This is a genomic window from Quisquiliibacterium transsilvanicum (assembly GCF_014202215.1).
Lineage (GTDB): Bacteria > Pseudomonadota > Gammaproteobacteria > Burkholderiales > Burkholderiaceae_E > Quisquiliibacterium > Quisquiliibacterium transsilvanicum.
This window is the reverse complement of record NZ_JACHGB010000001.1, coordinates 275,177-299,374: the sequence shown is the minus strand read 5'-3', so window position 1 is coordinate 299,374 and position 24,198 is coordinate 275,177. Positions and strand designations below refer to the sequence as shown.

Genomic DNA, 24,198 nt, shown 5'->3' with positions numbered 1-24,198 from the left:
CTTCCCAGAGTCTCCAGAGCCCCTGATCGATCGCCTGACGATCGCTGATCGGGCCCTGCTCGCATCCGTACGCCCATCCCGGGCGCGTTCCGCCGGCCTGTGCAGGCCGTGCCTTTGCTGCGCATTGGAGCTGAACGAATGAAGCGGATGCTTTTCAACGCGACCCACGCAGAGGAATTGCGGGTCGCCATCGTCGATGGCCAGAAGCTGATCGACATCGACATCGAGTCTGCGGGCCACGAATCCCGCAAGAGCAACATCTACAAGGGCGTCATCACCCGGGTGGAGCCCAGCCTCGAGGCCTGTTTCGTCAGCTATGGCGAAGAGCGGCACGGTTTCCTGCCGTTCAAGGAGATCTCCAAGGCCTTCTTCAAGACCGGTTCGGACGTGGGCCGCGCCCGCATCCAGGATGCGATCTCCGAGGGCCAGGAGGTCATCGTCCAGGTCGACAAGGAAGAGCGCGGCAACAAGGGCGCGGCGCTGACCACGTTCATCTCGCTGGCCGGCCGCTACCTGGTGCTGATGCCCAACAACCCGCGCGGCGGCGGCGTGTCGCGCAGGATCGAGGGCGAGGACCGCCAGGAACTGCGCGAGACGATGGACAAGCTCGAGCTCCCCTCGGGCATGAGCATCATCGCGCGCACCGCGGGCATCGGTCGCACCGCCGAAGAGCTCCAGTGGGACCTGAATTACCTGCTCCAGCTCTGGCGCGCAGTCGAGTCGGCGGCCACCAGCGGGCCGGGCGCGTTCCTGATCTACCAGGAGTCGAGCCTGGTCATCCGCGCGATCCGCGACTACTTCACCGCGGACATCGGCGAGATTCTGATCGACACCGAGGACGTGTACGAGCAGGCGCGCCAGTTCATGGCCCACGTGATGCCCGACAACGTGGTGCGCGTGAAGCGCTACCGCGACGACATCCCGCTGTTCTCGCGCTTCCAGATCGAACACCAGATCGAAACCGCGTACTCGCGCGTGGTGCCCCTGCCCTCCGGCGGCGCGATCGTCATCGACCACTCCGAGGCGCTGGTCGCCATCGACGTCAACTCGGCGCGCGCCACCAAGGGCGGCGACATCGAAGAGACCGCGCTGCGCACCAACCTGGAGGCGGCGGACGAAGCCGCCCGTCAGATGCGCCTGCGCGACCTCGGCGGCCTGATCGTCATCGACTTCATCGACATGGAGAGCTCGAAGAACCAGCGCGAGGTCGAGCAGCGGCTGAAGGAAGCCCTGCACTACGACCGCGCGCGGGTCCAGACCGGCAAGATCTCCCGCTTCGGCCTGATGGAGCTGTCGCGCCAGCGGCTGCGCCCGGCCCTGAACGAGGGCACCCACATCACCTGTCCGCGCTGCAACGGCACCGGCGTGATCCGCGACGTCGAGTCCTCCGCGCTGCACGTGCTGCGCGTGATCCAGGAAGAGGCGATGAAGGAGAACACCGCCACCGTGCATGCGCAAGTGCCGGTGGACGTCGCCACCTACCTGCTCAACGAGAAGCGCGCCGAGATCGCCAAGATGGAAGCGCGGCTCAAGGTCGAGATCGTGCTGATCCCGAACAAGCACATCGAGACCCCGCACTACCGCCTGGACCGCCTGCGCCACGACGACGAGCGGCTCAACACCTACCGCGCCAGCTACTCGATCGCCGAGGGCCCGTCCGAGGACAGCAGCTACCTCGACTCCAAGTTCGCCCCGCCGAAATCGCGCCAGGAAGCGATGGTCTCGGGCGTGCCCCGCGACCAGCCCGCTCCGGTCGTCGCCCCGGCGCCGGTCGCCCCGCCGCCCGAAGCCGCCCCGGCTCCCGCGGCCAGCCCGGCTCCGTACCGGCAGGAAGCGGCCGCAGAGGGGCTGTTCGGCCGCATCCTGCGGCTGTTCCGAGGCATCGCCGCCAACGAGAGCGTTGGCACTGCCGGCCAGGCCCAGCCTGTGCCGCAGGCCGAGCCGGCGCTGGTGCCCCCGGCGTCCAGCGAACCGGCCCGCACGGCGGGCCGCGACGACAGGCGCCGCGGCGGACGCGGACGCGACGGCCGCAGCCGTGAAGGCGGTGAAGGTCGTGAAGGTCGTGAAGGTCGTGAAGGTCGTGAAGGCAGCGAAGGCCGTGAGGGCCGCGGCCGCGGCGGCCGCGGTGGACGCGACGATCGCGGTCCGCGCGAGGCGAAGAGTGGCGAAGAGCGTCCGCAACGCGAACCGCGCAGCCCGGCGCCCGAGGGCGCAACACGTCCCGACGGACAGGCAGCCGAGGGCGGCAACGGCCGGCAGCGCCGCCGTGAGCGCGAACCGCGCATCGAGGGCACCGAAGGCGTCGAGGGCGCCGAGACCCGCGAAGACGGTCAGCAGCGCCGCACCGGCGAAGGCCGGCGCCAGGGTGGCCGCCGCGGCGCCCAGACCGCCGGCGACAACGCCGCCGCCGTGGACGCTGCCGCCATCGCCATCGCTGGCGGCCTCGCAACGGATGCCGCAACCGGCATGCCCGAGCAGGCCCAGGTCGCCCCGGAGGCCCAGGCCGCCGAGCGCAGCCTGAAGACGGACACCGGCGATGCGCTCGAAACCGCCGACTTGGATCTGGACGCACGTCCTGAAGACGAAGCGCGCCGCCCGCGCAGCCGCCGTCGTCGCGGTCGTCGTGGCGGCGAACGCGGTGCAGGCGCTGGCGAAGGCATGAACGGCGAGGACGAGGCCCAGGCCGACGGTGATGCGACCGCCCAGGACGGCGCCGCAGAGCCCGCCCAGCCGGCGATGGCGCAAGCCTCCGCCCCCCGCGAAGCGGCCGAGCCGGTGACGCCCGATGCGGTGGCGGCTTACGCCCCCGTCGAACCCGCGGTGACGGAGCCGGCGCTGCCCGAGCCGGAGGCCGCCGTGCCCCAGGCTGCGCAACCCGCAGCCGAGCCCCAGGCTCCTGCTGAAGTCGAGCAGCCCCGCCGCGCCGTGCGCACCCAGCCCGAGCTGCCTGCGGTCCCGTCGGTCGCAGTGTCCCTTCCCAGGGAACCCGCTGACGTCGAGCCGGCACCGGCCCTGCCGGAGGCCGTCGCCCAGGCGCCGGTCGAGCTGCCCGCCCAGCAGGCCGAGACGCTTGCACAGGAGGCCCTGGCGCCCGCGCAGCAGGCCGAGGCGCTTGCGCCGCAGCCTCAAGCGCCCGCGCAGCCGCCAGCCCCCCGGAGTGAGCCCGCCGTCGCGAGCGCGGAGGCTCCTGCGGCTCCGGCCACCGAGGTCGAACTCGATTCGATCGTCGCGCAAGCCGGCCTGGAGTGGGTCGAGACCAAGTCGCGGCAGCTGAGCTTCGAGGACGCCGCACCCGCCCCGGTGCAGCGGCCTGTGCGCAAGCGCAAGCCGCGTGCGGTGGTCGTGCAGGAGCCGCTGATGCAGGTGGAGACCGACGGCACGGACGGCACGCAGCCTCCGGCAGCCTGACCCGCCAGGGTCACCGCCGGTGCCCGGCCACGGCCGGCCCCGGCGGCCCCCGGACGCCGGGCGCATCCCTTGCGCCCGGCGTACCCGATGCGCCCGCAGACCCTGATGCGCCAAGGGTTCGAGCCCTTTGCTAGACTGCCACGCAGCAAGGGCCTGCCATGACCGAGCGCAACACTTCCATCGCCGATGGCCGCTACGCGGCCTCGGTTCCGTCAGTTCCGACCCTCCTGCAGCCGCCCACCGGCGAGTTGCGCGATACGCGCGGCCGGCTGCTGCACGACCTGCGGATCTCGGTCACCGACCGCTGCAATTTCCGCTGCACCTACTGCATGCCGAAGTCGATGTTCGGCAAGGACTACGCCTTCCTTCCGCAGTCCTCGCTGCTGAGCTTCGAGGAAATCCTGCGCCTGGTCGGGATCTTCATCGCGCACGGGGTCGAGAAGGTCCGGCTGACCGGCGGCGAGCCGCTGCTGCGCAAGGACGTCGAGCGCCTGGTGGGCATGCTGGCTTCGCAGCGCACGCTGCGCGGCGAGCCGCTCGACCTCACCCTGACCACCAACGGCTCGCTGCTCGCGCGCAAGGCGAGCGCGCTGCGCGATGCAGGGCTCAGGCGGGTGACCGTCAGCCTGGATGCGCTGGACGACGCCGTCTTCCGGGCGATGAACGACGTGGACTTCCCGGTCGGCGACGTTCTCGAGGGCGTCGAGGCGGCCGCCCGCGCGGGTTTCGCCCCAGTCAAGGTCAACATGGTGGTTCGCCGCGGCGTCAACGACGCGCAGATCCTGCCGATGGCGCGTCACTTCCGCGGCACAGGGCACATCCTGCGCTTCATCGAGTTCATGGACGTGGGCGTCTCCAACGGCTGGCGGATGGACGAGGTGCTGCCCAGCGCCGAGGTGGTCCGCCGGATCGGCGAGCACTTCCCGCTGGAACCCGCCGACCCGAACTACGCTGGCGAGGTCGCCGAGCGCTGGCGCTACCTGGACGGCGCGGGCGAAATCGGCGTGATCTCCTCGGTCACCCAGCCCTTCTGCAGTGGCTGCACGCGGGCCCGGCTGTCCACTGAAGGCCGTCTCTACACCTGCCTGTTCGCCGAGCGCGGGCACGACCTGCGCGCCCTGTTGCGCGGCGGACGCAGCGACGAAGAGATCGCCGGTGCGATCGCCCAGCTCTGGGGCAGGCGCGCCGACCGGTACTCGGAACTCCGCTCGGCGGACACCGCGACACTGCGGCGCATCGAGATGTCCTACATCGGCGGCTGAGCCGCCCCTCCCCAGAGCGAGGACAGACCAGACCATGCCCCTCCTGGAGCTCACCGACAACGCCCGCCCGCTGACTTACACGGTCGACGCCATCGACGAGGAGGGGCGCACAGTGCCCACCGCAATCGCCGGCGAGCACCCGCTGACCCTCTACCTGGACCGCCGCGAGCTGGTCACGCTGATGACCCTCGGGGCCGCGCCGGAACACCTCGCGCTGGGTTACCTGCGCAACCAGCGCATCGTGGACGCCGTCTGCGATCTCGCTTCGGTGCAGGTCGACTGGGACACGGGCTCGGTGGCGGTGACCTCACGGCTGCTCAAGGACACCGGCACGCCGCTGTGGCAGCAACCCGGCATCGGCGAGCGGCTCGAAGAGCGCACCGGCCGGCGCACGGTCACCACGGGCTGCGGCCAGGGCACCGTGTTCGGCGACCTGATGGGCGAGCTCGACGGCATCCGCCTGCCCACCCAGGCCCGGCTGACGCAGGAGGTACTCTACACGGTGATGGACCGCGTGCGCCGGCATGAGTCGATCTACAAGGTCGCGGGCGCGGTGCATGGCTGCGCCCTCTGCTCCAACGCGGGCGATTCGCGCGGCGAGATCCTCGCCTTCGTCGAGGACGTCGGGCGCCACAACGCGGTCGACGCGATCGCCGGGCGGATGTGGCTCGAGGGCGCCGGCGGACACGACAAGATCTTCTACACCACCGGCCGGCTCACCTCCGAGATGGTTATCAAGTGCGCGCAGATGGGCATCCCCTTCCTGCTGTCGCGCTCCGGGCTCACGCAGATGGGCTTCGAGATCGCTCAGCGGGTGGGCATCACCATGGTCGGCCGCTGCCAGGGGAAGCACTACCTGCTGTTCACCGGCGCCGCGCGCTTCCTGGGCGCGCCGGCCACCAGCGCGTTCGCCTGAATGGTCACACTTCTCGTTCCCTCCGGTGGCGCCGTCACCGGCCTGCTGCTTGCCGGAGGCCTCGGGCGCCGGATGAGCGCTGACGGCCAGGGCGTCGACAAGGGGCTCCAGCCCTTCCGCGGCCGGCCGATGGCCGCGCATGTCCTGGAGCGCATGCGCCCGCAGGTGGACGCCGTGCTGGTCAGCGCGAACGCCAACCTGGAGTGCTGGCGGGCCTTCGGCCATCCGGTGCTCACCGACCTGCTCCCGGACCACGCCGGCCCGCTTGCCGGGCTGCACGCGGGGCTGCGCGCCGCAGCCACGCCCCGCGTGGTCACCGTTCCCTGCGACTCGCCCTTCCTGCCGAACGACCTGGTCGCGCGCCTGGCCGGGGCGATGGACGCCACCGGCTCGCCAGTGGCGGTGGCCCGCACGCCCGCCCGTACGCACCCGGTGTTCCTGATGGTCGATCGGAGCGTGCTCGCCCACCTCGAGACCTTCCTGGAGACCGGGCGGCGCCGGATCGATGCCTGGTACGGCAGGCTGCCGCACGTCGAGGTGGAGTTCCCCGACGAGGACGCGTTCCGCAACATCAACACGCCCGACGACCTCCGGGCCTTCGAGCCGCAATGACCCAGGACTCGACGCTGGCCGCAGCGATCGGCTGCCTCTCCGACTACGACCCCGACGCGCTGCCGGTCGCCTCGGCCCGCAGCGCGATCGAGCGCTTCGTCTCGCCCGTCGAGGCGATCGAGCGGGTGCCGCTGCGCTGCGCGCTGGACCGCGTGCTCGCCACCGACCTGCTTTCTCCGATCGACGTGCCGGCAGACGACAATTCGGCGATGGACGGATTCGCCTTCCGTTCCGCCGACCTGGCCGACGGCGACCGGACCGTGCTGCGGATCGTCGGCAGCGCCTTCGCCGGCCGCCCGTTCGGCGGCGCGGTGGGCAGGGGCGAGGCGATAAGAATCATGACCGGGGCAGTGATGCCGGAGGGCTGCGACACCGTGCTCGCGCAGGAACACGCGCTCGCGCAGGACGGCCGCCTGACGGTGCCCGCCGGCCAGCGACCCGGCCAGCACCGGCGGCTGCGCGGCGAGGATCACGCCGCCGGCCGCCCCGCCCTGCTGCAGGGCCGGCGGCTGTCGCCGGCAGACCTCGGCGTGCTCGCGTCGCTCGGCGTGGCAGAGGCGCCGGTCAGGCGCCGCCTGCGGGTCGCCTTCTTCTCCACCGGCGACGAGCTTCGCTCGATCGGCGAAGCGCTGCCGCCCGGCCACGTCTACGACAGCAACCGCTACACGATCCACGCCATGCTCACCCGGCTCGGCGTCGACCCGATCGACCTGGGCGTGGTCCGTGACGATCCGCAGGCGCTGGAAGATGCGATGCGCATCGCGAGCGCGAGCGCCGACGCCATCGTCTCCTCGGGCGGGGTATCGGTCGGCGAGGCCGACTTCACCCGCGAGGTGCTGGGCCGCCTTGGCGACGTCGCCTTCTGGAAGATCGCGATGCGCCCCGGCCGCCCGCTGGCCTTCGGACGCATTGGCAACGCCGCCTACTTCGGCCTGCCCGGCAATCCGGTGGCGGTGATGATCAGCTTCTACTTCTTCGCGCGCGACGCGCTGCTGCGGATGATGGGCGCGGCGCCGCTCCGGCTGCCGACGGTGCGCGCCATCGCGCCCGACGGAATCCGCAAGCGGCCCGGACGCACCGAGTACCAGCGCGGCATCCTCTGCGCGGCACCAGGCGGCGGCATGGAGGTGCGCCTCACCGGCAGCCAGGGCTCGGGCGTGCTGCGCTCGATGTCGGAAGCCAACTGCATCGTGGTGCTCGAGCACGACCGCGGCGACGTGGCCCCTGGCGAAACGGTGGACTGCCTGGCCTTCGACGGGCTGTGCTGAAGTCCGTCGGCTGCTGCATGCGCAGCCAGGCGCGTGCCGAGCCCGCGGCGGCGCCCGGCAGGCGCCCGGTTCAGGACTGCGCCAGCGGCCGATCCGCGACCAGCACGCCGTCGCGGTCGGCATAGCACCAGTGGCCGGGGGCGATCCGGCTGCCGGCGAACTCCACCACCACGTCGCGCTGGCCGATGCCGCGCTTGTCGCTCTTGCGCGGGTGGGCGGCGAGCGCACGGATGCCGATCGCGCAGGCATCGATCTCGTCGGCATCGCGCACGCAGCCGTTGACGATCACGCCCGCCCAGCCGTTGCGGTCGGCGAGCTGCGCAAGGTTGCCGCCCAGCAGTGCGCAGCGCAGGCTGCCGCCTCCATCGACCACCAGCACCCGGCCCTCGCCCGGCTCCTCGAGCGCGGTGCGAACCAGGCTGTTGTCCTCGAAGCAGCGCAGCGTACTCACCGGCCCGGCGAACGCAGGCTTCGCGCCCCAGGACTGGAACAGCGGCGCCAGCACGCGCAGGCTTCCGTCGGCGAGCAGGTTCTCGTTGGCGTCGCAGAGATCGGTGGTGGCTTGCATGGGGGCGCTCCGGATTGATCGAAGCGGCGATGATAGCGAAAGCGGAACGCCGGGCCATGGACGATGGGCGCTCCAATTGAAACGGCCGGTCGCGAGGACCGGCCGTGGCTCAGCGATGCAGCCCGCGCGCGGCGGGCCCGGCTCACTTCGGCTTGTACTTCAGCTGGCCCGGAAGGCTTGCGTAGAACGCGGCGAGATCGGCCATCTCGGCGCGCGTCAGCGACTTGGCCTGCCCGCCCATGATGGCGTTCTTGCGCGACTCGTTCTTGTAGTCGACCAGCGACTGGAACAGGTAGTCGGCGGACTGGCCGGCGAGCCTGGGATAGGTGGGGTCGATCGGGGTGTTGCCGTCCTTGCCGTGACAGGCTGCGCAGACCTGATCGGCCTTCTCGCGGCCCTTGGCGATATCGGCGGCAAGCGCATGCGCAGGCAGCAGTGCAGCGGCCAGCGCGGCCGCGCCCAGCAGACGGATGCTCGGGGAAATGGCCATGTTCACTGGGCTCCGTAGTAGGCGGCGAGATCGGCGATGTCCTGGTCGGACAGGCCGGCGGCGATGCCACGCATGGTGGGATGGCTACGGTCGCCCTTGCGGTAGGCCTGGAGCGCGCTCTCGATGTACCTGGCCGACTGGCCGGCGATGCGCGGCACCGAATAGACGCTGGGGAAGGACGCCTTGTAGCCGGCGATCTCGTGGCAGCCCACGCACATCGCGATCTTGGTCTTCGCGGCCTCCGCGTTGCCCTGGGCCGCGGCCATCAGGGGCGAGGCCGCGACGAGCGCGGCCAGAAGCGTTCTCTTGAACATATCCACCTGGCAATGATGCATCGCTGCGTCCCCCGCTCCGCCGGTCGACCGACATCCGCGAAGACTGGCGCGAAGTGCTTGTTTTTGATGAGAAACGCCGATTCTACTTGAGCCAGGAAATGGACGTCCACTCGCGCACGGCCCGCGTTCCGTTCCCTTATACTGCTTCGACACCAAGACACGGCGCCAAGGCCCGTGCTCCCCGGCAATCCAACCCTGGTCCATCCGACATGCGCTTCGAAGGCACCTCCAGTTACGTCGCAACCGACGACCTCAAGCTCGCGGTCAACGCCGCGATGACCCTGCAGCGTCCGCTGCTCATCAAGGGCGAGCCCGGCACCGGCAAGACCATGCTGGCCGAGGAGGTCGCCAAGGGCCTGGGCATGCCGCTGCTGCAGTGGCACATCAAGTCCACGACCAAGGCGCAGCAGGGCCTGTACGAATACGACGCGGTCTCGCGCCTGCGCGACTCGCAGCTCGGCGAGGAGCGCGTCAAGGACATCCACAACTACATCGTCAAGGGCGTGCTCTGGCAGGCCTTCGATGCCGAGCAGCCGCACGTGCTGCTGATCGACGAGATCGACAAGGCCGACATCGAGTTCCCGAACGACCTGCTTCGCGAACTCGACCGGATGGAGTTCTACGTCTACGAGACGCACCAGATGGTGCGCGCGCGGCACCGCCCCGTCGTGATCATCACCTCGAACAACGAGAAGGAACTGCCCGACGCATTCCTGCGCCGCTGCTTCTTCCACTACATCAAGTTCCCGGACCGGGACACGATGCAGCAGATCGTCGACGTCCACTACCCGAAGCTCAAGCAGCAGCTGCTCAAGGAAGCGATGGACGCCTTTTACCAGATCCGCGAAATGCCGGGCCTGAAGAAGAAGCCGTCCACGTCCGAGCTGCTCGATTGGCTCAAGCTGCTGATGGCCGAGGACATCCCGCCCGAGGCGCTGCGCTCCCAGGACGCCAAGCAGGTGATCCCGCCGCTGCACGGCGCGCTGCTCAAGAACGAGCAGGACGTGCATCTGTTCGAGCGGCTCATCTTCATGGCGCGGCACAACCGCTGACCCCGGGCCCGGTGGCGACATGAGCTGGCTCGAGCCCGTCACGCTCCGCGGAGCGCATGCGACGCTCGAGCCGCTGTCGCCTGCGCACGAGGCGGAGCTGGCCTCGGCAGTCGCCGACGGCGAGCTCTGGACCCTCTGGTTCACGCACGTTCCCCGGCCGCAGGCCATGGGCGACGAGATCGAGCGCAGGCTCGGCCTGCAACGCGCGGGGAGCATGCTGCCCTTCTCTGTGCGTGACAACGCCAGCGGACGCCTCGTCGGCATGAGCACCTACATGAACGTTGATTCGACCCATCGCCGCGTCGAGATCGGCTCCACCTGGTATGCCGCCAGCGTGCAGCGCACCCCGCTCAACACCAACTGCAAGCTGATGCTGCTGCAGCACGCGTTCGAGCGGCTCGACTGCATCGCGGTGGAGTTCCGGACCCACTTCATGAACCGGCGCAGCCGCCAGGCCATCGAGCGGCTCGGCGCCAAGCTCGACGGCATCCTGCGCAGTCACGCGCGGATGGCCGACGGCTCGCTGCGCGACACCGCCGTCTACAGCGTCATCGCGGCCGAGTGGCCCGCGGTGCGCACCAACCTCGAATGGCAACTGCGCCGGCCGCGAAGCGCCCAGGGCGCCGCGGCCTGAGGAGACCCAACATGCTGATCGATTTCTTCCTCCACCTGCGCAACTCGAAGCTTTCGGTATCCATCAAGGAATACCTGATGCTGCTCGAGGCGATGAAGCAGCACGTGATCGGCCCGTCGATCGACGAGTTCTACTTCCTGTCGCGTGCTGCGCTGGTCAAGGACGAGCGCAATTTCGACAAGTTCGACAAGGCCTTCGGCCTCTACTTCAAGGGCGTCATCGAGCTGCCCACCGACGCCTTCGACGTTCCGATGGACTGGCTCAAGCGGCTGACGCAGCGCGAGTTCACTGCCGAGGAGAAGGCGGCGATCGAGGCCATGGGCGGGCTCGAGAAGCTGATGGAGCGGCTCAAGGAGCTGCTCGAGGAGCAGAAGAAGCGCCACGAGGGCGGCAACAAGTGGATCGGCACCAACGGCACTTCGCCCTTCGGCAACGGCGGCTTCAATCCGGAAGGGGTGCGCATCGGCGGCCCCTCGTCGGGCAACCGCACTGCGGTCAAGGTCTGGGAGCAGCGCGCCTACCGCGATTACGACGATCAGGTCGAGCTCGGCACCCGCAACATCAAGGTGGCGCTGCGCAGGTTGCGCAAGTTCGCGCGCGAAGGCGCCGAGGACGAGCTGGACCTCGACTCCACCATCGAGAACACCGCGCGCAACGCGGGCTACCTCGACATCAAGATGCGCCCGGAACGGCACAACACGATCAAGGTGCTGATGCTGCTCGACGTCGGCGGCACGATGGACGACCACATCAAGATGGTCGAGGAGTTCTTCTCGGCGGCCAAGACCGAGTTCAAGCACCTGGAGTTCTACTACTTCCACAACTGCGTCTACGACCACCTGTGGAAGAACAACCGGCGCCGCCACGCCGAGCGCTTCGCCACCTGGGACATCATCCGCAAGTACAACGCCGACTACCGGCTGATCTTCGTGGGCGACGCGACCATGAGTCCCTACGAGATCCTGCAGCCCGGCGGTTCGGTGGAGTACAACAACGAGGAGGCGGGCGCGATCTGGCTGCGCCGCCTGGTCGAGCGCTTCCCGAAGTTCGCCTGGCTCAACCCTGAGCCGGAAGGCGTCTGGGAGTATCGGCAGTCGGTCTCGGTGATCAAGCAGGTGCTGCAGAACCGCATGTACCCGGTCACCCTGCAGGGGCTGGAGCGGGCGATGCGCGAGCTCGCGAAATAGCGCGTCGGCGCGGGCAGTGCGCGCTCCAGACCTCCAGCTTCAGACCTCCAGCATCGGCGCCGCGCGGTCGCGGCGCAGCGCTTCCACCCAGTGCGGCGCCGGCAGGCGCAGGCGGCTGCGCAGGCGCGCAGCGCGCCGCTCCACCGCCTTCCATTCCACCGCCAGCGGCGGCCCCTTGAAGCCGAGCACCACCAGGTTGCCGGCTTCGCTGACCGGCATCGCCAGCACCCGGTCGCCGAACACCCGGCGGATCCTGCGCAGGTTGCGCTCGGTCGACGCATGCTCGCCGAACAGGTTGAATACCGCGATCCCCGGATCCGACAGCGCCTCGGCGCACAGCCGGTAGAAGTCCGCCGACTCGATCGCCGGGCCGCGCGCGTGCATGTCGTAGACGTCGACCTGGACGACTCCGTAGCGGCCACGCCGGGCCGCGGGCTCGAGGAAGTCCTGCGCATCTCGGCAGACCACCTTCAGGCGCGGATGCGTGCGCGGCAGCGCGAACCACTGGTGCGCGGTCTCGATCACTTCGACGCTGTTGTCGACCACGGTGATCTCGGAGTCCGGGCAGTGCCGCAGGCAGAAGCGCGTCAGCGACCCCGCGCCCAGCCCCAGCTGCAAGATGCGCGCAGGCGGCTCGAGGAACACCAGCCAGGCCATCATCTGCTCGACATAGGCCAGCAGCAGCCGGTCCGGGCGGCGCACGTCCATCGCCCCCTGGATCCACTCAGTGCCGAAGTGCAGGTAGCGCGCACCGTCGGCCTCGGACAGCGTGATGGGAAGGGCCTCGGCAATCGCACGACAACGGGTGCTCATTCAGGACTCCGGGAAGGTCGGAAAGCGCGCATCCTCGCATGGAACCTGCGCCGGGCCTTCCAGCGCGGTGCGCCATGCGCGCAGCTTGTCCTCGAAGCGCATGCCGGCGAAGGCCGGGCTGGTGGACGGGAGCACGGCGGTTTCGTAGCCCTGGCGCCGAAACGCCGGCTCGAAGCGGCCCGCGGTGCGGCCGTTGAACAGCACCCGAACGAGCCCCGGCGCAAGACGCGCGAGCAGCTCGAAGTCGTTGGCAGCGGCATCGCGGATGTCGGCGTCCAGGCTGCCCTGCCGGCGGCAGGCGCCCAGCACGTCCCAGATGCCCACGCGGTGTGCCAGCACCCTGCGGTAGCGCTCTTCGAATGGCAGCCCGGAGAGCGGCTCGCCGAGCACCTCGCCGAGGATTGGCCAGAACTGGTTGCGCGGATGCGCGTAGTAGTGGCCGGCCGCCAGCGAGGCCTCGCTCGGGAAGCTGCCCAGCACCAGCAGCTCGCAGCCCGAGTCGAGCACCGGGCCGAAGCCGCGCAGCGCAGCGCCGCCCACCTCCGGCCGCGGAGCCTGCCCAGGAATCGGTCGCACCCGCGCCGGGGCCTCAGGCCCCGGAGGACATCGCGAGCAGCATCGCGTTGAGCCGGCGCACGAAGCCCGGCGCATCCTGCAGCTGTCCGCCCTCGGCCAGCAGGGCCTGGTCGAACAGCAGCTGCGACCAGTCGTCGAAGCGCGTCTCCTCGGTCCGCAGGCGGGCCACCAGCGGGTGCCTGGGATTCACCTCCAGGATGGGGCGGCGGTCCGGCGCCTTGTGGCCGGCCTGGCGCAGCATCCGCTCCAGATGGCCGCTGATGTCGCCCTCGTCCGAGACCAGGCAGGCCGGCGAGTCGGTCAGCCGGCTGGTGATGCGCACCTCCTTGACCCGGTCGCCGAGCGCGCCCCTGACCCGCTCCACGAGGTCCTTGAATTCGTCGGCCACCCGGGCGGCCTCCTCCTTCTCGGCCTCGTCCTCGAGGGCGCCGAGGTCCAGCCCGCCGCGCGCCACCGACACCAGCGGCTTGCCGTCGAACTCGTGCAGGAAGGACAGCATCCACTCGTCGACGCGGTCGGTCAGCAGCAGCACTTCCACGCCCTTCTTGCGGAACACCTCGAGATGCGGGCTGTTGCGCGCCGCGGCCGGAGTGTCGCCGGTCACGTAGTAGATCGCGGCCTGCCCCTCCTTCATCCGCGCCGCGTAGTCGGCCAGCGACACCGACTGCGCATCGTCGTCGGAGGCGCTGGAGGCGAAGCGCAGCAGCTTCGAGATGCGCTCGGCATTGCCCATGTCCTCGCCGAGGCCCTCCTTGAGCACCTGGCCGAACTCCTTCCAGAAGGTGGCGTACTTGTCAGCCTGGTTCTCGGCGAGGTCCTCGAGCATGCCGAGCACCCGGCGCGTGCAGCCCTCGCGGATCGCCTTGACGTCGCGGCTCTCCTGGAGGATCTCGCGCGATACGTTCAGCGGCAGGTCCGCGGAGTCGACCACGCCGCGCACGAAGCGCAGGTAGGACGGCAGCAGCTGTTCGGCGTCGTCCATGATGAACACGCGGCGCACATAGAGCTTGATGCCGTGGCGATGCTGGCGGTCGTAGAGGTCGAAGGGCGCCTTCGACGGGACGAACAGCAGCTGCGTGTACTCGCTGCGGCCTTCGACGCGGTTGTGCGTGTACGCCAGCGGCTCGCCGCCGTCATGGGCGATGTGCTGGTAGAAGGCGGCGTACTGCTCCTCGGTGATCTCGGACTTCGGCCGCGCCCACAGCGCGCTCGCCTGATTCACCGTCTCCCACTCGTCGAGCGTCTCCTGCTCGCCCTTCTCCTGGTTCCACTGCTCCTTGCGCATCAGGATCGGCAGCGAGATGTGGTCGGAGTAGCGGCGCACGATGGACTTCAGCCGCCACGCCGACAGCAGATCGTCGGCCGACGCTGCGTCCTCGCCCTCGGCCGCCGGGCGCAGGTGCAGGATGACCTCGGTACCGCGGGCCGGACGCTCCAGCTGCTCCACGGTGAATTCGCCAGTGCCTTCGGACTCCCAGCGCACCCCCTCGGCGGCGGGCGCGCCAGCGCGGCGGGTGAGCACCGTGACCCGGTCGGCCACGATGAAGGAAGAGTAGAAGCCCACGCCGAACTGGCCGATCAGCTGAGCGTCCCTGGCCTGGTCGCCGGAGAGCTTGCTGAAGAACTCGCGGGTGCCGGATCGAGCGATGGTGCCCAGGTTGGCGATCACCTCGTCGCGCGACATCCCGATGCCGTTGTCGGAGATGGTGATCGTGCGCGCGGCCTGGTCCACCTCGATGCGGATGCCCAGCTCGGCATCGCCCTCGAAGAGCCCGGGTTGGTCGATCGCCTCGAAGCGCAGCTTGTCGCAGGCGTCCGATGCGTTGGAGACCAGCTCGCGCAGGAAGATCTCGCGATTGCTGTAGAGCGAGTGGATCATCAGCTGCAGCAGCTGGCTGACCTCGGTCTGGAATCCCAGTGTTTCCTTCATTGCACCCATCTGTGTCCTCATCCTTGTTCGGTTCGTGGCGCGCGCGGCGGGCAGCTCCGGGTACGCAGCGCCGGCTCGCATCGGCCACAGCTTGGGGCACGGCGCGGGGATTTCAAGCCCTGCCCCAAGGGCGATTTCGGAAGACCGCAGCCGCCGCCGCCGCGCCGGGGACGTAAGCTCGCCGCCAATGAAGATCTTCTACGGCTGGAAGATGGTCGGCGCGGCGCTGGGTCTGCAGTTCCTGCAGGCGGCCTTGCTGCACCATGCGTTCGGCGCCTACGTGGCCACCTTCGAACGCGAGTTCGGCTGGAGCAAGACCGCACTGTCGGCGGGCGCGGCGCTCCAGTCGGTCGAAGCCGCGGTGCTGGGCCCCGCGCTCGGCTGGATCGTCGACCGGTTTGGCGCCCAGCACATGATCCGGGCGGGCATCCTGGTGTTCGGCGCTGGTTTCGTCCTGCTCGCCAGCATCGACTCGCTGACCGGCTTCTACGCAGCGGTGTTCACGATCGCGATCGGCTCGAGCCTGTGCGGCTACTTCCCGCTGACGGTGGCCGTGGTGCAGTGGTTCGAGAAGAAGCGCGCCAGGGCGCTGTCGACGATGAGCCTGGGCCTGGCGCTGGGCGGCGTGTTCGTGCCTGCGGTCGCCTGGACGATGCAGACCTTCGGCTGGCGCACCACCGCTCTTGCCTCGGCGGTGCTGTCGGTGGCGATCGGCTGGCCGCTGGCGAAGGTCTTCCGGCGCCGCCCCGAGGACGTCGGCGAGACGATCGACGGACTGCCGGTGCCGCAGCCCCGGCCCGACGCAGCCTGCGCGGCAGGCCGCGCAGCCAGGACGCAGGCCGGCGCAGCGGCGCACACGGCTGCGGGCGTCGCCCGCGAGTTCACCGCCCGCGAGGCGATGCGCACCGCAGCCTTCTGGCTGCTCACCATCGGCCACGGCTTCGCGCTGCTGGTGGTGAGCGCGGTGAACGTGCACGCGATCGCGCACATGAACGTGGGTCTGGGCTATTCGCTCGCGCAGGCCTCGCTGTTCGTGACGCTGATGACCGTGGCGCAGGCCGGCGGGGTGATGCTGGGCTGGGCGATCGGCGACCGCTTCGACAAGCGCTGGATCTCGGCTGCCTGCATGCTGATGCACGCGGGCGGCCTGCTGATGCTGACCTACGCGAAAGGCTCCGCGTGGCTGGTCGCCTTCGCACTGCTGCACGGCGTGGCCTGGGGCCTGCGCGGACCGTTCATGCAGGCGCTGCGCGCGGACTACTTCGGGCGCCGTTCGATCGGCATGATCCTTGGCATCTCGGCGATCTTCATCGCAATCGGCCAGGTGGCGGGCCCGATGGTCGCCGGCGGTATGGCCGACCTGACCGGCGACTACCGGACCGGTTTCACGCTGCTCGCCCTGGTCGCCGCCAGCGGTTCGCTGGCCTTCCTGCTGGCCAGGCGTCCCTGGTGATGCAGACGGGGCCAGGCCCCACGCAGCTCAGCCCGGCCAGCTGAAGTGGCCCGCCACCAGCTCCCGGTTGACACCTTCGAAGCTGGCCGGTGACCACTTCGGCGCGCGGTCCTTGTCGATCAGCAGCGCCCGCACGCCCTCCGGGAAGTCCGGGTGGCGCTGGTACTGCCGGGCCAGCGTCAGGTCCAGCGCGAGCACCTCGGCCAGCGACATCCGGCGCGTGCGCCGCAGGTACTCCCAGGTGACGTGCGCAGCGGTCGGCGAGCCCTTGGCGAGGTTCTGCGCGGGCGCGCCGAACCATTCGTCCTCCGCTGCGGCCGCCAGCAGCGCGTCGCGCATCGCGATCACCGACGGCTGCATCGCGATGAAACGGATCGCGTCCTGGTACATAAGCAGCAATGACACCGGCAGTCCGGCCCTGAAGCGCCGGTGCTCGGACAGCAGCAGCCGGCTCAGCGCCTCCCGGTCGCTGCCGGGGTCGCCGGTCCACGCGGTGCGCAGCAGCTTCTCGTAGAGCTCGGCGCGTGCCTCGAGCGGAACGAAGTAGTCGGACAGCCCCGCGAACAGCGCGTCGGCCTCGTTGAGGGTCAGCCCGGTCAGCGCCATCAGGCTGCCGGCGCCGCCCGGCACCCGGTTCAGGAACCAGCCGCCGCCCACGTCCGGGAACAGGCCGATGGTGATCTCGGGCATGGCGATCCGGGAGTTGTCAGAGACCACGCGGTGGCTCGCGCCCACGGTGAGGCCGACCCCGCCGCCCATGCATACGCCGTGCGAATAGGACAGGACCGGCTTCGGAAAGGTGTGGATCAGCAGGTCGAGCTGGTACTCGACCTCGAAGAAGGCGTCGCCATAGACGAAGCGCTGCGGGCCGCCGGCGCGCACCTGCCGGATCACTTCGGCGACATCGCCGCCGGCCGAAAAGCCCTTGTCGCCCGCGCCGTCGAGCACCACTGCGGCGATCGACTCGTCCGAGGCCCAGCGGCGCAGGCGCTCCAGCATCAGCTGGCACATCTGCAGGTTAAGCGCGTTCAGCTGGCGCGGCCGGTTCAGCGTGGCGAAGCCGACGCGACGGCCGCCGGCCGCCTCGCGTTCCTCGAACAGCACGGGCGATTCATCGTTCATTCCCAGTCCTCCTGTCGCTTCGCGTGCGTCGCGCTTCGTGTCAGTTGCCGGATGCGCGCGGCGGCAGCGACAGCCGCGCCTCACGGACCCTCGGTTCGATCAGCTTTCCTTTGCGCGCACGCGCGGCCGCGTAGCCCGCCAACTCGCGCGCCGACATCTCGCGGCGCAGCGCCTTGCCGCCTCGGCCCATGCCCTCGACGATCGCGCCGCCCTCGCCGAACACGATCGCCTGGCACAGCGTCTCGTCCGGCTCCAGCGCCATCAGCGTCACGCCGCGGCCGCCATTGCGCAGCGCCTTCACTTCGCTCGCCGGGAACACCAGCGCGCGGCCGTTGGCGGACACGCACAGCACCTGTCCCGCAGCCCCAGCGAACAGCGCCGGCCGCAGCGGCTCGTCGCCCTCCTCCAGCGTGAGGAAGCTCTTGCCCTGGCGGTTGCGGCCGATCAGATCCGCGGCCTGGCAGACCAGGCCGTTGCCCCGCTTCGTCGCCAGCAGCACGCCGCGGTCCGCCGGTGCAGCGAACAGGTGCTCGGCCCGCGTGCCGGGCTCGAGTTCGACGAAAGTGGTGATCGGTGCGCCGTCGCCGCGCGCCGAGGGCAGCAGCGACACCGGCACCGAATAGACGCGGCCGTTGCCCGCCACCGCGAACAGCTGGTCGGTGGTGAGCACCTCGAAGGCGCCGTAGAGCGCATCGCCGGCCTTGAACGAGAACTGCGCGGGATCGTGGCCATGCCCCTGGCGCGCCCGCACCCAGCCGCGCTCGGAGACGATCACCGTCACCGGCTCCTCGGCGATCCGGACTTCGACGGTGGCCCGTCGGGATTCCTCGATCAGCGTGCGCCGCTCGTCGCCGTACTGCCTGGCGTCCTGCTCGATCTCCCTGATCACCTGACGCCGCATCGCCGACGGGTTGGACAACAGCGCCTGGAGCGAATCGCGCTCCTTGTTCAGCGACGCCAGCTCCTGCTCGATGCGGATCGCCTCCAGCCGCGCCAGCTGGCGCAGCCGGATCTCGAGGATGTCCTCGGCCTGGCGGTCCGAGAGCGCGAAGCGCTCGATCAGTGCCGGCTTGGGCTCCTCCGCCTCGCGGATGATCCGGATCACCTCGTCGATGTTCAGCAGGACGGTGCGCCGCCCCTCGAGGATGTGGATCCGGTCCTCGACGCGTGCCAGCCGGTGCCCGGTGCGCCGGGTCACGGTGGCGATCCTGAACTCGCCCCACTCCTGCAGGATCTCGGTCAGCGTCTTCTGGCAGGGCCGTCCGTCCAGGCCGACCATCACCATGTTGACCGCGACGCTGGATTCCAGGCTGGTGTGCGCGAGCAGCACGTTGGCCAGCTCCTGCGCCGGAATCCTCGAAGACTTGGGCTCGAACACCAGCCGCACCGGCGCGTCCTTGCCGGACTCGTCGCGCACCGCATCGAGCACCCCGAGCACGGTCTGCTTCAGCTGCAGCTGCTCCGGCGACAACGACTTCTTGCCGGCCTTGAGCTTGGGGTTGGTGAGCTCCTCAATCTCCTCGAGCACCTTCTGCGCGGACACTCCATGCGGAAGCTCGTTGACCACCAGCTGCCACTGCCCGCGCGCCAGATCCTCGATCGAATGACGGGCTCGCACCTTCACCGACCCGCGCCCGCCCGCGTAGATGTCGCGCAGATCGGTCGGCGAGGAGATCACCTGCCCGCCGCCGGGGAAGTCCGGCCCGGGCATCAGCTCGAGCAGCTGCTCGACCGTCGCCTTCGGCTCGCGGATCGCCAGCACCGCCGCGGCCGCCACCTCGCGCAGGTTGTGCGGCGGGATCTCGGTGGCCAGCCCGACCGCGATTCCCGAGGCGCCGTTGAGCAGCACCATCGGCAGCCGCGCCGGCAGCTGGCGCGGCTCGGTCGCCGAGCCGTCGTAGTTGGGCACGAACTCGACCGTGCCTTCGTCGATCTCGTCGAGCAGCAGCTGCGCGTAGCGGGTCAGCCGCGCCTCGGTGTAGCGCATCGCCGCCGCGCCGTCGCCGTCGCGCGAGCCGAAGTTGCCCTGGCCGTCGATCAGCGGGTAGCGCAGCGTGAACGCCTGCGCCATGCGCACCAGCGCGTCGTAGGCGGCGGTGTCGCCGTGCGGGTGGTAGCGGCCGAGCACGTCGCCGACCACGCGCGCCGACTTGACCGGCTTGGCGCCGGGGGCCAGCCCCATCGCGTCCATCGAGTAGAGGATCCGGCGCTGGACAGGCTTCTGCCCGTCGCACAGGTCGGGCAGCGCCCGTCCCTTGACGACCGACACCGCGTAGTCGAGGTAGGCGCGCTCGGCGTAATCGGCCAGCGTGAGGGAGTCGCCTTCGGGCTCTCCCGGTGAGCCCGGATCGCCGGGGAGGTCGGAAAACAGGTCGCGTTCGCTCATCAGATGTCCACCTCGGCTTCGTTGCCGCGCGCCTCGAGCCAGGCGCGCCGCGCAGCGGCCTCGCCCTTGCCCATCAGCATCGTGAAGCGGCGCTCGGTGTCCGCGCGGCCCACCTCGCCCAGGCGCACCGGCAGCAGCCGGCGCGTGTCGGGGTTCATCGTGGTCTCCCACAGCTGCTCGGCGTTCATCTCGCCGAGGCCCTTGAAGCGGGAGATGCTCCAGGCGCCTTCACGCACACCGTCCTTGCGCAGCTTGTCCTCGACGTGGCGCAGCTCGCCCTCGTCCAGGCAGTAGAGCTTGCGCAGCGGGCGCTTGCCCTGCGCAGGCACGTCCACCCGGAACAGTGGCGGCCGGGCGACGAACACGTGCCCCTGCTCCACCAGCCGCGGGAAGTGCCTGAAGAAGAGCGTGAGCAGCAGCACCTGGATGTGGGCGCCGTCCACGTCGGCGTCCGACAGGATGCAGATGCGTCCGTAGCGCAGCCCTGAGAGATCGGGCGAGTCGTTGGGGCCATGCGGATCGACGCCGATCGCCACCGCGATGTCGTGGATCTCGTTGTTCGCGAACAGCCGGTCGCGCTCCGCCTCCCAGGTGTTGAGCACCTTGCCGCGCAGCGGCAGGATGGCCTGGAACTCCTTGTCGCGGCCCATTTTCGCCGAGCCGCCCGCCGAATCGCCCTCCACCAGGAAGAGCTCGTTGCGCGCGATGTCGGTGGATTCGCAGTCGGTGAGCTTGCCCGGCAGCACCGCAACGCCCGAGCTCTTGCGCTTCTCCACCTTCTGCGCGGCGCGGTTGCGCGCCTGCGCCTGGCGGATCACCAGCTCGGCCAGCCGACGGCCGAGGTCCACGTGCTGGTTCAGCCAGAGCTCCAGCTGCGGGCGGATCAGCGTCGACACCAGGCGCAGCGCGTCGCGCGAGTTGAGCCGCTCCTTGGTCTGCCCCTGGAACTGCGGGTCCAGCACCTTGGCCGACAGCACGAAGCTGGCGCGCGCGAACACGTCCTCGGGTAGCAGCTTGACGCCCTTGGGCAGCAGGCCATGCATCTCGATGAACGCCTTGACCGCGCCGAACAGCCCCTCGCGCAGGCCGGACTCATGGGTGCCGCCGGCAGTGGTCGGAATCAGGTTGACGTAGGACTCGCGCACCAGCGCGCCTTCCTCGGTCCATGCCACCACCCACTGCGCGCCCTCGCCCTCGGCGAAGGTGTCGTGCCCGGCGGACACCGACTGCTCGCCCTCGAACAGCGGGATCACCGGCTCGCCGCTGCCGCCTTCGGCGAGCGCCTCCACCAGGTAGCCGCGCAGGCCCTCGGCGTAGTGCCATTGCTGGGTGCGCCCGGTCTTCGCGTCGACGAACAGGACGCGGATGCCCGGCAGCAGCACCGCCTTCGAGCGCAGCAGCCGCAGCAGCTCGGCCTGCGGAATCGCCTGGCTGTCGAAATACTTCGGGTCGGGCCAGCAGCGCACTCGGGTGCCGCTGCGGCGCTCGCCGCGCGCCGGCGCACGCGCGGCCAGCGGTGCGATCACCTCGCCGCCGGAGAAGACGATGTCGTGCGCAGCGCCGTCGCGCCAGACGGTCACCTCCAGCCGCTTCGACAGCGCGTTGGTGACCGACACGCCCACCCCGTGCAGCCCGCCCGAGAAGCTGTAGGCGCCGCCGCCCTGCTTGTCGAACTTGCCGCCGGCATGCAACCGCGTGAACACGATCTCGACCACGGGCACGCCCTCGTCCGGGTGCATGCCCACCGGGATGCCGCGACCGTCGTCCTCGACCGTCACGCTGCCGTCGTCCTCGAGCGTCACCGAGATCTCCCGGCAGAAGCCTGCCAGCGCCTCGTCGGCTGCGTTGTCGATCGCCTCCTGCACGATGTGCAGCGGGTTCTCGGTGCGCGTGTACATCCCCGGGCGCTGGCGGACGGGCTCGAGGCCCTTGAGCACCCGGATGGAGGCTTCGCTGTATTCGTTCTTTCTTGTCGCCATCGGGAGAGGATCCAAAGGATGCGTCGGCCGCCCTCAGCGCCCCATCGGAATGCCGCACATCTGCAGCAGCCCTGCGAAGTCGAGCACCCGGTCCGGGTGGGTATAGGCGAGGAAGGCCCAGACGGTGAGCGCGCCGATCGCGATCGACGCCAGCGCGACCGCCAGCACGGTGGCCACGCGACGCCCCGGCCGGGCCCGCGCAACGGTGACGGCGGGCAGCGGCGATCGGCCGGTGTGGCCGGTATGGTCGGGCCTCATGGGCTCAGAACGCGACCTGGGCGCCGAGTTCGATCACGCGGTTCGGCGGCAGGTTGAAGTAGTTGGCCACGCTGGTGCTGTTCTGGAGCATCCAGCCGAACAGCGAGCGGCGCCAGCCGAACAGACCGCGCCGGCTCACCGAAACCACCGTGGGCTTGCTCGTGAAGAAGGAGACCTCGTTGACCTGGAGCGAGATCCCCTTGCGGGCCGCGAGCCGGAGGATGAGGCGGATGTCCGGATTCTCGAGGTAGCCGAAATGTGCCGTGAACCGGATGATGCCGTTGGCGCCGCGCTGCACGCCCAGCCGCTCGTCGTCGCGGATCCTGGGCACGTCATCGAAGGTCACCGTCACGAAGACGGTGGTTTCATGGACGATCTTGTTGTGCTTGAGGTTGTGCAGGAAGGCAGCGGGGCAGCCTGCGACCGTCGAGCTGAAGAACACCGCGGCGCCCGGAACGCGGGGAATGCCGGTCAGGTCCATCGCGAGGCCGTCCTCCAGGCCGGCGCTGCTCGCTTCCTTCTTGGCCCTCATCAGCTCGGTGCCGCGCCTCCAGGTGGTCAGCACGGTGAAGCTCAGCAGCGCGAGCGTGACCGGGAACCAGCCGCCATCGGCGAACTTCGCCGCGTTGGAGTAGAGGAAGAATGCCTCGACCACCGCGAACATCAGGAACACCGGCCACAACCAGCGCAGGCCGCCGGCCCGCGCGAAGGGCAGCGCGATCAGCAGGATCACGCTGCTCAGCAGCAGGTCGCCGGCGACCGCGATCCCGTAGGCCGCCGCCAGATGCTCGGAGGTGCGAAACATCAGCACCAGCGCAAGGACCAGCACCAGCAGCAGCCAGTTGACCAGCGGGATGTAGACCTGGCCCTGCGCGGTCTCGGAGGTGTGCAGCACCTTCAGGCGCGGCAGGAAGTTCATCCGGGAGGCCTGCTGGGTGGCGGAAAAGGCTCCGGAAATCGTGGCCTGGGAGGCGATCACGGTGGCCAGCGTCGCCAGGGCGACCAGCGGCAGCAGCAGCACCTGGGGCGCGAGCAGGTAGAAGGGGTTCTCGGCCGCCTGCGGGGTCGTGAGCAGCAGCGCTCCCTGCCCGAAGTAGTTGAGCATCAGCGCCGGGAACACGAACGAGAACCAGGCGATTCGCACCGGCTTCGCGCCGAAGTGGCCCATGTCCGCGTACAGCGCCTCGGCGCCGGTCAGGCACAGGAACACGGCGCCACTGGCGATCAGCGCCAGCACTGGATAGTCGATGATGAAGCTGACGGCGTAGCGCGGATCGACCGCCGCGAGGATCTGCGGCGCCTCCAGGATGCCCATGACCCCGAACACGGCGAGCGCCCCGAACCAGGCCACCATCACCGGACCGAAGAAGGCGCCGACCGCCGCCGTGCCGCGGCGCTGCACGACGAACAGCGTCACCAGGATCACCAGCGCGATCGGCATCACGAAGTGCGACAGCCCGGGCGCTGCCAGCGACAGGCCCTCGACCGCCGAAAGCACGGAGATCGCCGGGGTGATGACCGCGTCCCCATAGAACAGCGACACCGCGAACACCCCGAGCACCGAGACCAGCCAGGCAAGCCGCGGATGGCGCCGCACGCGGTGCAGCGCCCAGGACAGCAGCGCGAGCACGCCGCCCTCGCCCCGGTTGTCGAAGCGCAGCATGATGACCACGTACTTGAGCGACACCACCACGGTGACCGCCCAGAACACCATCGACAGCACCCCGAAGAGGTTCGCCTGGTTCAGTTCGATCGCGTTCTTGCCGCCGAACACCTCGCGCAGGGCGTATAACGGACTGGTCCCGATGTCGCCGTAGACGACACCGAGCGCCGCGAGGGTGACGCCGGGCAGACCGGCGTGGGGACGGGCTTCGGACATGGGCGGCAAGTGTACCGTGCAGCGCAGCAAACGGCAGCCCCGGACGCCCGCACGCTATAGTTCGGGCGGC

At 69.9% G+C, this 24,198-nt stretch carries 20 protein-coding genes; 9 read left to right on the top strand and 11 right to left on the bottom strand.

Annotation, left to right across the window (positions count from 1 at the left end; genetic code table 11):
* Positions 1-138: 138 nt before the first annotated feature.
* The 5 genes from HNQ70_RS01335 to moeA all read left to right on the top strand — a co-directional run bounded on the left by HNQ70_RS01335 (position 139) and on the right by moeA (position 7,466).
* Positions 139-3,408 carry an Rne/Rng family ribonuclease gene (locus HNQ70_RS01335; RefSeq protein ID WP_183963529.1) on the top strand — a complete coding sequence of 1,090 codons (3,270 nt, stop codon included), beginning with the start codon at positions 139-141 and terminating at the stop codon, positions 3,406-3,408.
* 158 nt (positions 3,409-3,566) lie between these two features.
* Complete coding sequence (moaA, locus tag HNQ70_RS01330; protein WP_183963527.1) at positions 3,567-4,670, top strand: GTP 3',8-cyclase MoaA; 1,104 nt, start codon at positions 3,567-3,569, stop codon at positions 4,668-4,670.
* Between the two features lie 34 nt (positions 4,671-4,704).
* Positions 4,705-5,586 carry a formate dehydrogenase accessory sulfurtransferase FdhD gene (locus HNQ70_RS01325; protein WP_183963526.1) on the top strand — a complete coding sequence of 294 codons (882 nt, stop codon included), beginning with the start codon at positions 4,705-4,707 and terminating at the stop codon, positions 5,584-5,586.
* The gene (mobA, locus tag HNQ70_RS01320) at positions 5,587-6,198 is read left to right on the top strand and encodes a molybdenum cofactor guanylyltransferase MobA (protein WP_183963525.1); all 612 of its coding nucleotides are present in this window, start codon (positions 5,587-5,589) and stop codon (positions 6,196-6,198) included.
* The gene (gene moeA / locus HNQ70_RS01315; RefSeq protein WP_183963524.1) at positions 6,195-7,466 is read left to right on the top strand and encodes a molybdopterin molybdotransferase MoeA; all 1,272 of its coding nucleotides are present in this window, start codon (positions 6,195-6,197) and stop codon (positions 7,464-7,466) included. The genes mobA and moeA overlap by 4 nt, the downstream gene beginning before the upstream one ends.
* Positions 7,467-7,536: 70 nt before the next feature.
* Here moeA and rraA read toward each other — a convergent pair whose 3' ends face one another.
* The 3 genes from rraA to HNQ70_RS01300 all read right to left on the bottom strand — a co-directional run bounded on the left by rraA (position 7,537) and on the right by HNQ70_RS01300 (position 8,838).
* Positions 7,537-8,034, bottom strand: coding sequence for a ribonuclease E activity regulator RraA (rraA, locus tag HNQ70_RS01310; protein ID WP_183963523.1), 498 nt, complete (start codon positions 8,032-8,034; stop codon positions 7,537-7,539).
* A gap of 142 nt (positions 8,035-8,176) precedes the next feature.
* On the bottom strand, positions 8,177-8,524 hold the full coding sequence (locus tag HNQ70_RS01305) for a c-type cytochrome (protein WP_183963522.1): 348 nt from the start codon (positions 8,522-8,524) through the stop codon (positions 8,177-8,179).
* A 2-nt stretch (positions 8,525-8,526) separates the two neighbouring features.
* Positions 8,527-8,838 (bottom strand): c-type cytochrome, encoded by a 312-nt coding sequence (locus HNQ70_RS01300; protein WP_183963521.1) that lies wholly within the window; start codon positions 8,836-8,838, stop codon positions 8,527-8,529.
* A gap of 230 nt (positions 8,839-9,068) precedes the next feature.
* Between HNQ70_RS01300 and HNQ70_RS01295 the strand changes: the two genes are divergently transcribed.
* Genes HNQ70_RS01295 through HNQ70_RS01285 form a run of 3 tightly spaced genes read left to right on the top strand, consistent with a single transcriptional unit; the run spans position 9,069 to position 11,732 of the window.
* Positions 9,069-9,911 (top strand): AAA family ATPase, encoded by an 843-nt coding sequence (locus tag HNQ70_RS01295; RefSeq protein WP_183963520.1) that lies wholly within the window; start codon positions 9,069-9,071, stop codon positions 9,909-9,911.
* A 19-nt stretch (positions 9,912-9,930) separates the two neighbouring features.
* Positions 9,931-10,545, top strand: coding sequence for a GNAT family N-acetyltransferase (locus tag HNQ70_RS01290; protein ID WP_183963517.1), 615 nt, complete (start codon positions 9,931-9,933; stop codon positions 10,543-10,545).
* Positions 10,546-10,556: 11 nt separating this feature from the next.
* Positions 10,557-11,732 carry a vWA domain-containing protein gene (locus tag HNQ70_RS01285; RefSeq protein ID WP_183963516.1) on the top strand — a complete coding sequence of 392 codons (1,176 nt, stop codon included), beginning with the start codon at positions 10,557-10,559 and terminating at the stop codon, positions 11,730-11,732.
* A gap of 39 nt (positions 11,733-11,771) precedes the next feature.
* Here the strand turns inward: HNQ70_RS01285 and HNQ70_RS01280 are convergent, their stop codons facing one another.
* The 3 genes from HNQ70_RS01280 to htpG are packed head-to-tail and all read right to left on the bottom strand — an operon-like array spanning position 11,772 to position 15,060.
* Positions 11,772-12,545 carry a spermine/spermidine synthase domain-containing protein gene (locus tag HNQ70_RS01280; RefSeq protein ID WP_183963514.1) on the bottom strand — a complete coding sequence of 258 codons (774 nt, stop codon included), beginning with the start codon at positions 12,543-12,545 and terminating at the stop codon, positions 11,772-11,774.
* The gene (locus tag HNQ70_RS01275; protein ID WP_425504323.1) at positions 12,546-13,121 is read right to left on the bottom strand and encodes a DNA-deoxyinosine glycosylase; all 576 of its coding nucleotides are present in this window, start codon (positions 13,119-13,121) and stop codon (positions 12,546-12,548) included. It lies immediately after the preceding gene.
* Between the two features lie 13 nt (positions 13,122-13,134).
* Complete coding sequence (htpG, locus tag HNQ70_RS01270) at positions 13,135-15,060, bottom strand: molecular chaperone HtpG (RefSeq protein ID WP_183963510.1); 1,926 nt, start codon at positions 15,058-15,060, stop codon at positions 13,135-13,137.
* Positions 15,061-15,238: 178 nt separating this feature from the next.
* On the opposite strand from htpG, the gene HNQ70_RS01265 reads away from it, so the two are divergent.
* Positions 15,239-16,504, top strand: a complete 1,266-nt coding sequence (locus tag HNQ70_RS01265) for an MFS transporter (protein WP_183963508.1) — start codon at positions 15,239-15,241, stop codon at positions 16,502-16,504.
* A 27-nt stretch (positions 16,505-16,531) separates the two neighbouring features.
* On the opposite strand, the gene HNQ70_RS01260 is transcribed toward HNQ70_RS01265, so the two are convergent.
* From HNQ70_RS01260 to HNQ70_RS01240, 5 genes are read right to left on the bottom strand one after another with little or no spacing between them, the layout of a single operon-like run.
* A complete protein-coding gene (locus HNQ70_RS01260) occupies positions 16,532-17,626 on the bottom strand; it encodes an enoyl-CoA hydratase/isomerase family protein (protein WP_183963506.1) in 1,095 nt (364 codons plus the stop codon).
* 40 nt (positions 17,627-17,666) lie between these two features.
* Positions 17,667-20,012 carry a DNA topoisomerase IV subunit A gene (gene parC / locus HNQ70_RS01255; RefSeq protein WP_183963504.1) on the bottom strand — a complete coding sequence of 782 codons (2,346 nt, stop codon included), beginning with the start codon at positions 20,010-20,012 and terminating at the stop codon, positions 17,667-17,669.
* Positions 20,012-21,991, bottom strand: coding sequence for a DNA topoisomerase IV subunit B (locus tag HNQ70_RS01250; RefSeq protein ID WP_183963502.1), 1,980 nt, complete (start codon positions 21,989-21,991; stop codon positions 20,012-20,014). Before HNQ70_RS01250 ends, parC begins: the two co-directional genes overlap by 1 nt.
* 33 nt (positions 21,992-22,024) lie before the next feature.
* Entirely contained in the window at positions 22,025-22,249 is a 225-nt protein-coding gene (locus HNQ70_RS01245; RefSeq protein WP_183963500.1) for a hypothetical protein, read from the bottom strand.
* 4 nt (positions 22,250-22,253) lie between these two features.
* A complete protein-coding gene (locus HNQ70_RS01240) occupies positions 22,254-24,128 on the bottom strand; it encodes a potassium transporter Kup (protein ID WP_183963498.1) in 1,875 nt (624 codons plus the stop codon).
* Positions 24,129-24,198 lie beyond the last annotated feature (70 nt).

Coding starts and splice junctions, on each gene's coding strand:
- HNQ70_RS01265 (WP_183963508.1), top strand. CDS start 15,239: ATGAAGATCTTCTACGGCTGGAAGATGGTCGGCGCGGCGCTGGGTCTG.
- HNQ70_RS01300 (WP_183963521.1), bottom strand. CDS start 8,838: ATGTTCAAGAGAACGCTTCTGGCCGCGCTCGTCGCGGCCTCGCCCCTG.
- HNQ70_RS01260 (WP_183963506.1), bottom strand. CDS start 17,626: ATGAACGATGAATCGCCCGTGCTGTTCGAGGAACGCGAGGCGGCCGGC.
- HNQ70_RS01335 (WP_183963529.1), top strand. CDS start 139: ATGAAGCGGATGCTTTTCAACGCGACCCACGCAGAGGAATTGCGGGTC.
- HNQ70_RS01280 (WP_183963514.1), bottom strand. CDS start 12,545: ATGAGCACCCGTTGTCGTGCGATTGCCGAGGCCCTTCCCATCACGCTG.
- HNQ70_RS01245 (WP_183963500.1), bottom strand. CDS start 22,249: ATGAGGCCCGACCATACCGGCCACACCGGCCGATCGCCGCTGCCCGCC.
- rraA (WP_183963523.1), bottom strand. CDS start 8,034: ATGCAAGCCACCACCGATCTCTGCGACGCCAACGAGAACCTGCTCGCC.
- parC (WP_183963504.1), bottom strand. CDS start 20,012: ATGAGCGAACGCGACCTGTTTTCCGACCTCCCCGGCGATCCGGGCTCA.
- moeA (WP_183963524.1), top strand. CDS start 6,195: ATGACCCAGGACTCGACGCTGGCCGCAGCGATCGGCTGCCTCTCCGAC.
- HNQ70_RS01250 (WP_183963502.1), bottom strand. CDS start 21,991: ATGGCGACAAGAAAGAACGAATACAGCGAAGCCTCCATCCGGGTGCTC.
- HNQ70_RS01325 (WP_183963526.1), top strand. CDS start 4,705: ATGCCCCTCCTGGAGCTCACCGACAACGCCCGCCCGCTGACTTACACG.
- mobA (WP_183963525.1), top strand. CDS start 5,587: ATGGTCACACTTCTCGTTCCCTCCGGTGGCGCCGTCACCGGCCTGCTG.
- moaA (WP_183963527.1), top strand. CDS start 3,567: ATGACCGAGCGCAACACTTCCATCGCCGATGGCCGCTACGCGGCCTCG.
- HNQ70_RS01305 (WP_183963522.1), bottom strand. CDS start 8,524: ATGGCCATTTCCCCGAGCATCCGTCTGCTGGGCGCGGCCGCGCTGGCC.
- htpG (WP_183963510.1), bottom strand. CDS start 15,060: ATGGGTGCAATGAAGGAAACACTGGGATTCCAGACCGAGGTCAGCCAG.
- HNQ70_RS01290 (WP_183963517.1), top strand. CDS start 9,931: ATGAGCTGGCTCGAGCCCGTCACGCTCCGCGGAGCGCATGCGACGCTC.
- HNQ70_RS01285 (WP_183963516.1), top strand. CDS start 10,557: ATGCTGATCGATTTCTTCCTCCACCTGCGCAACTCGAAGCTTTCGGTA.
- HNQ70_RS01240 (WP_183963498.1), bottom strand. CDS start 24,128: ATGTCCGAAGCCCGTCCCCACGCCGGTCTGCCCGGCGTCACCCTCGCG.
- HNQ70_RS01295 (WP_183963520.1), top strand. CDS start 9,069: ATGCGCTTCGAAGGCACCTCCAGTTACGTCGCAACCGACGACCTCAAG.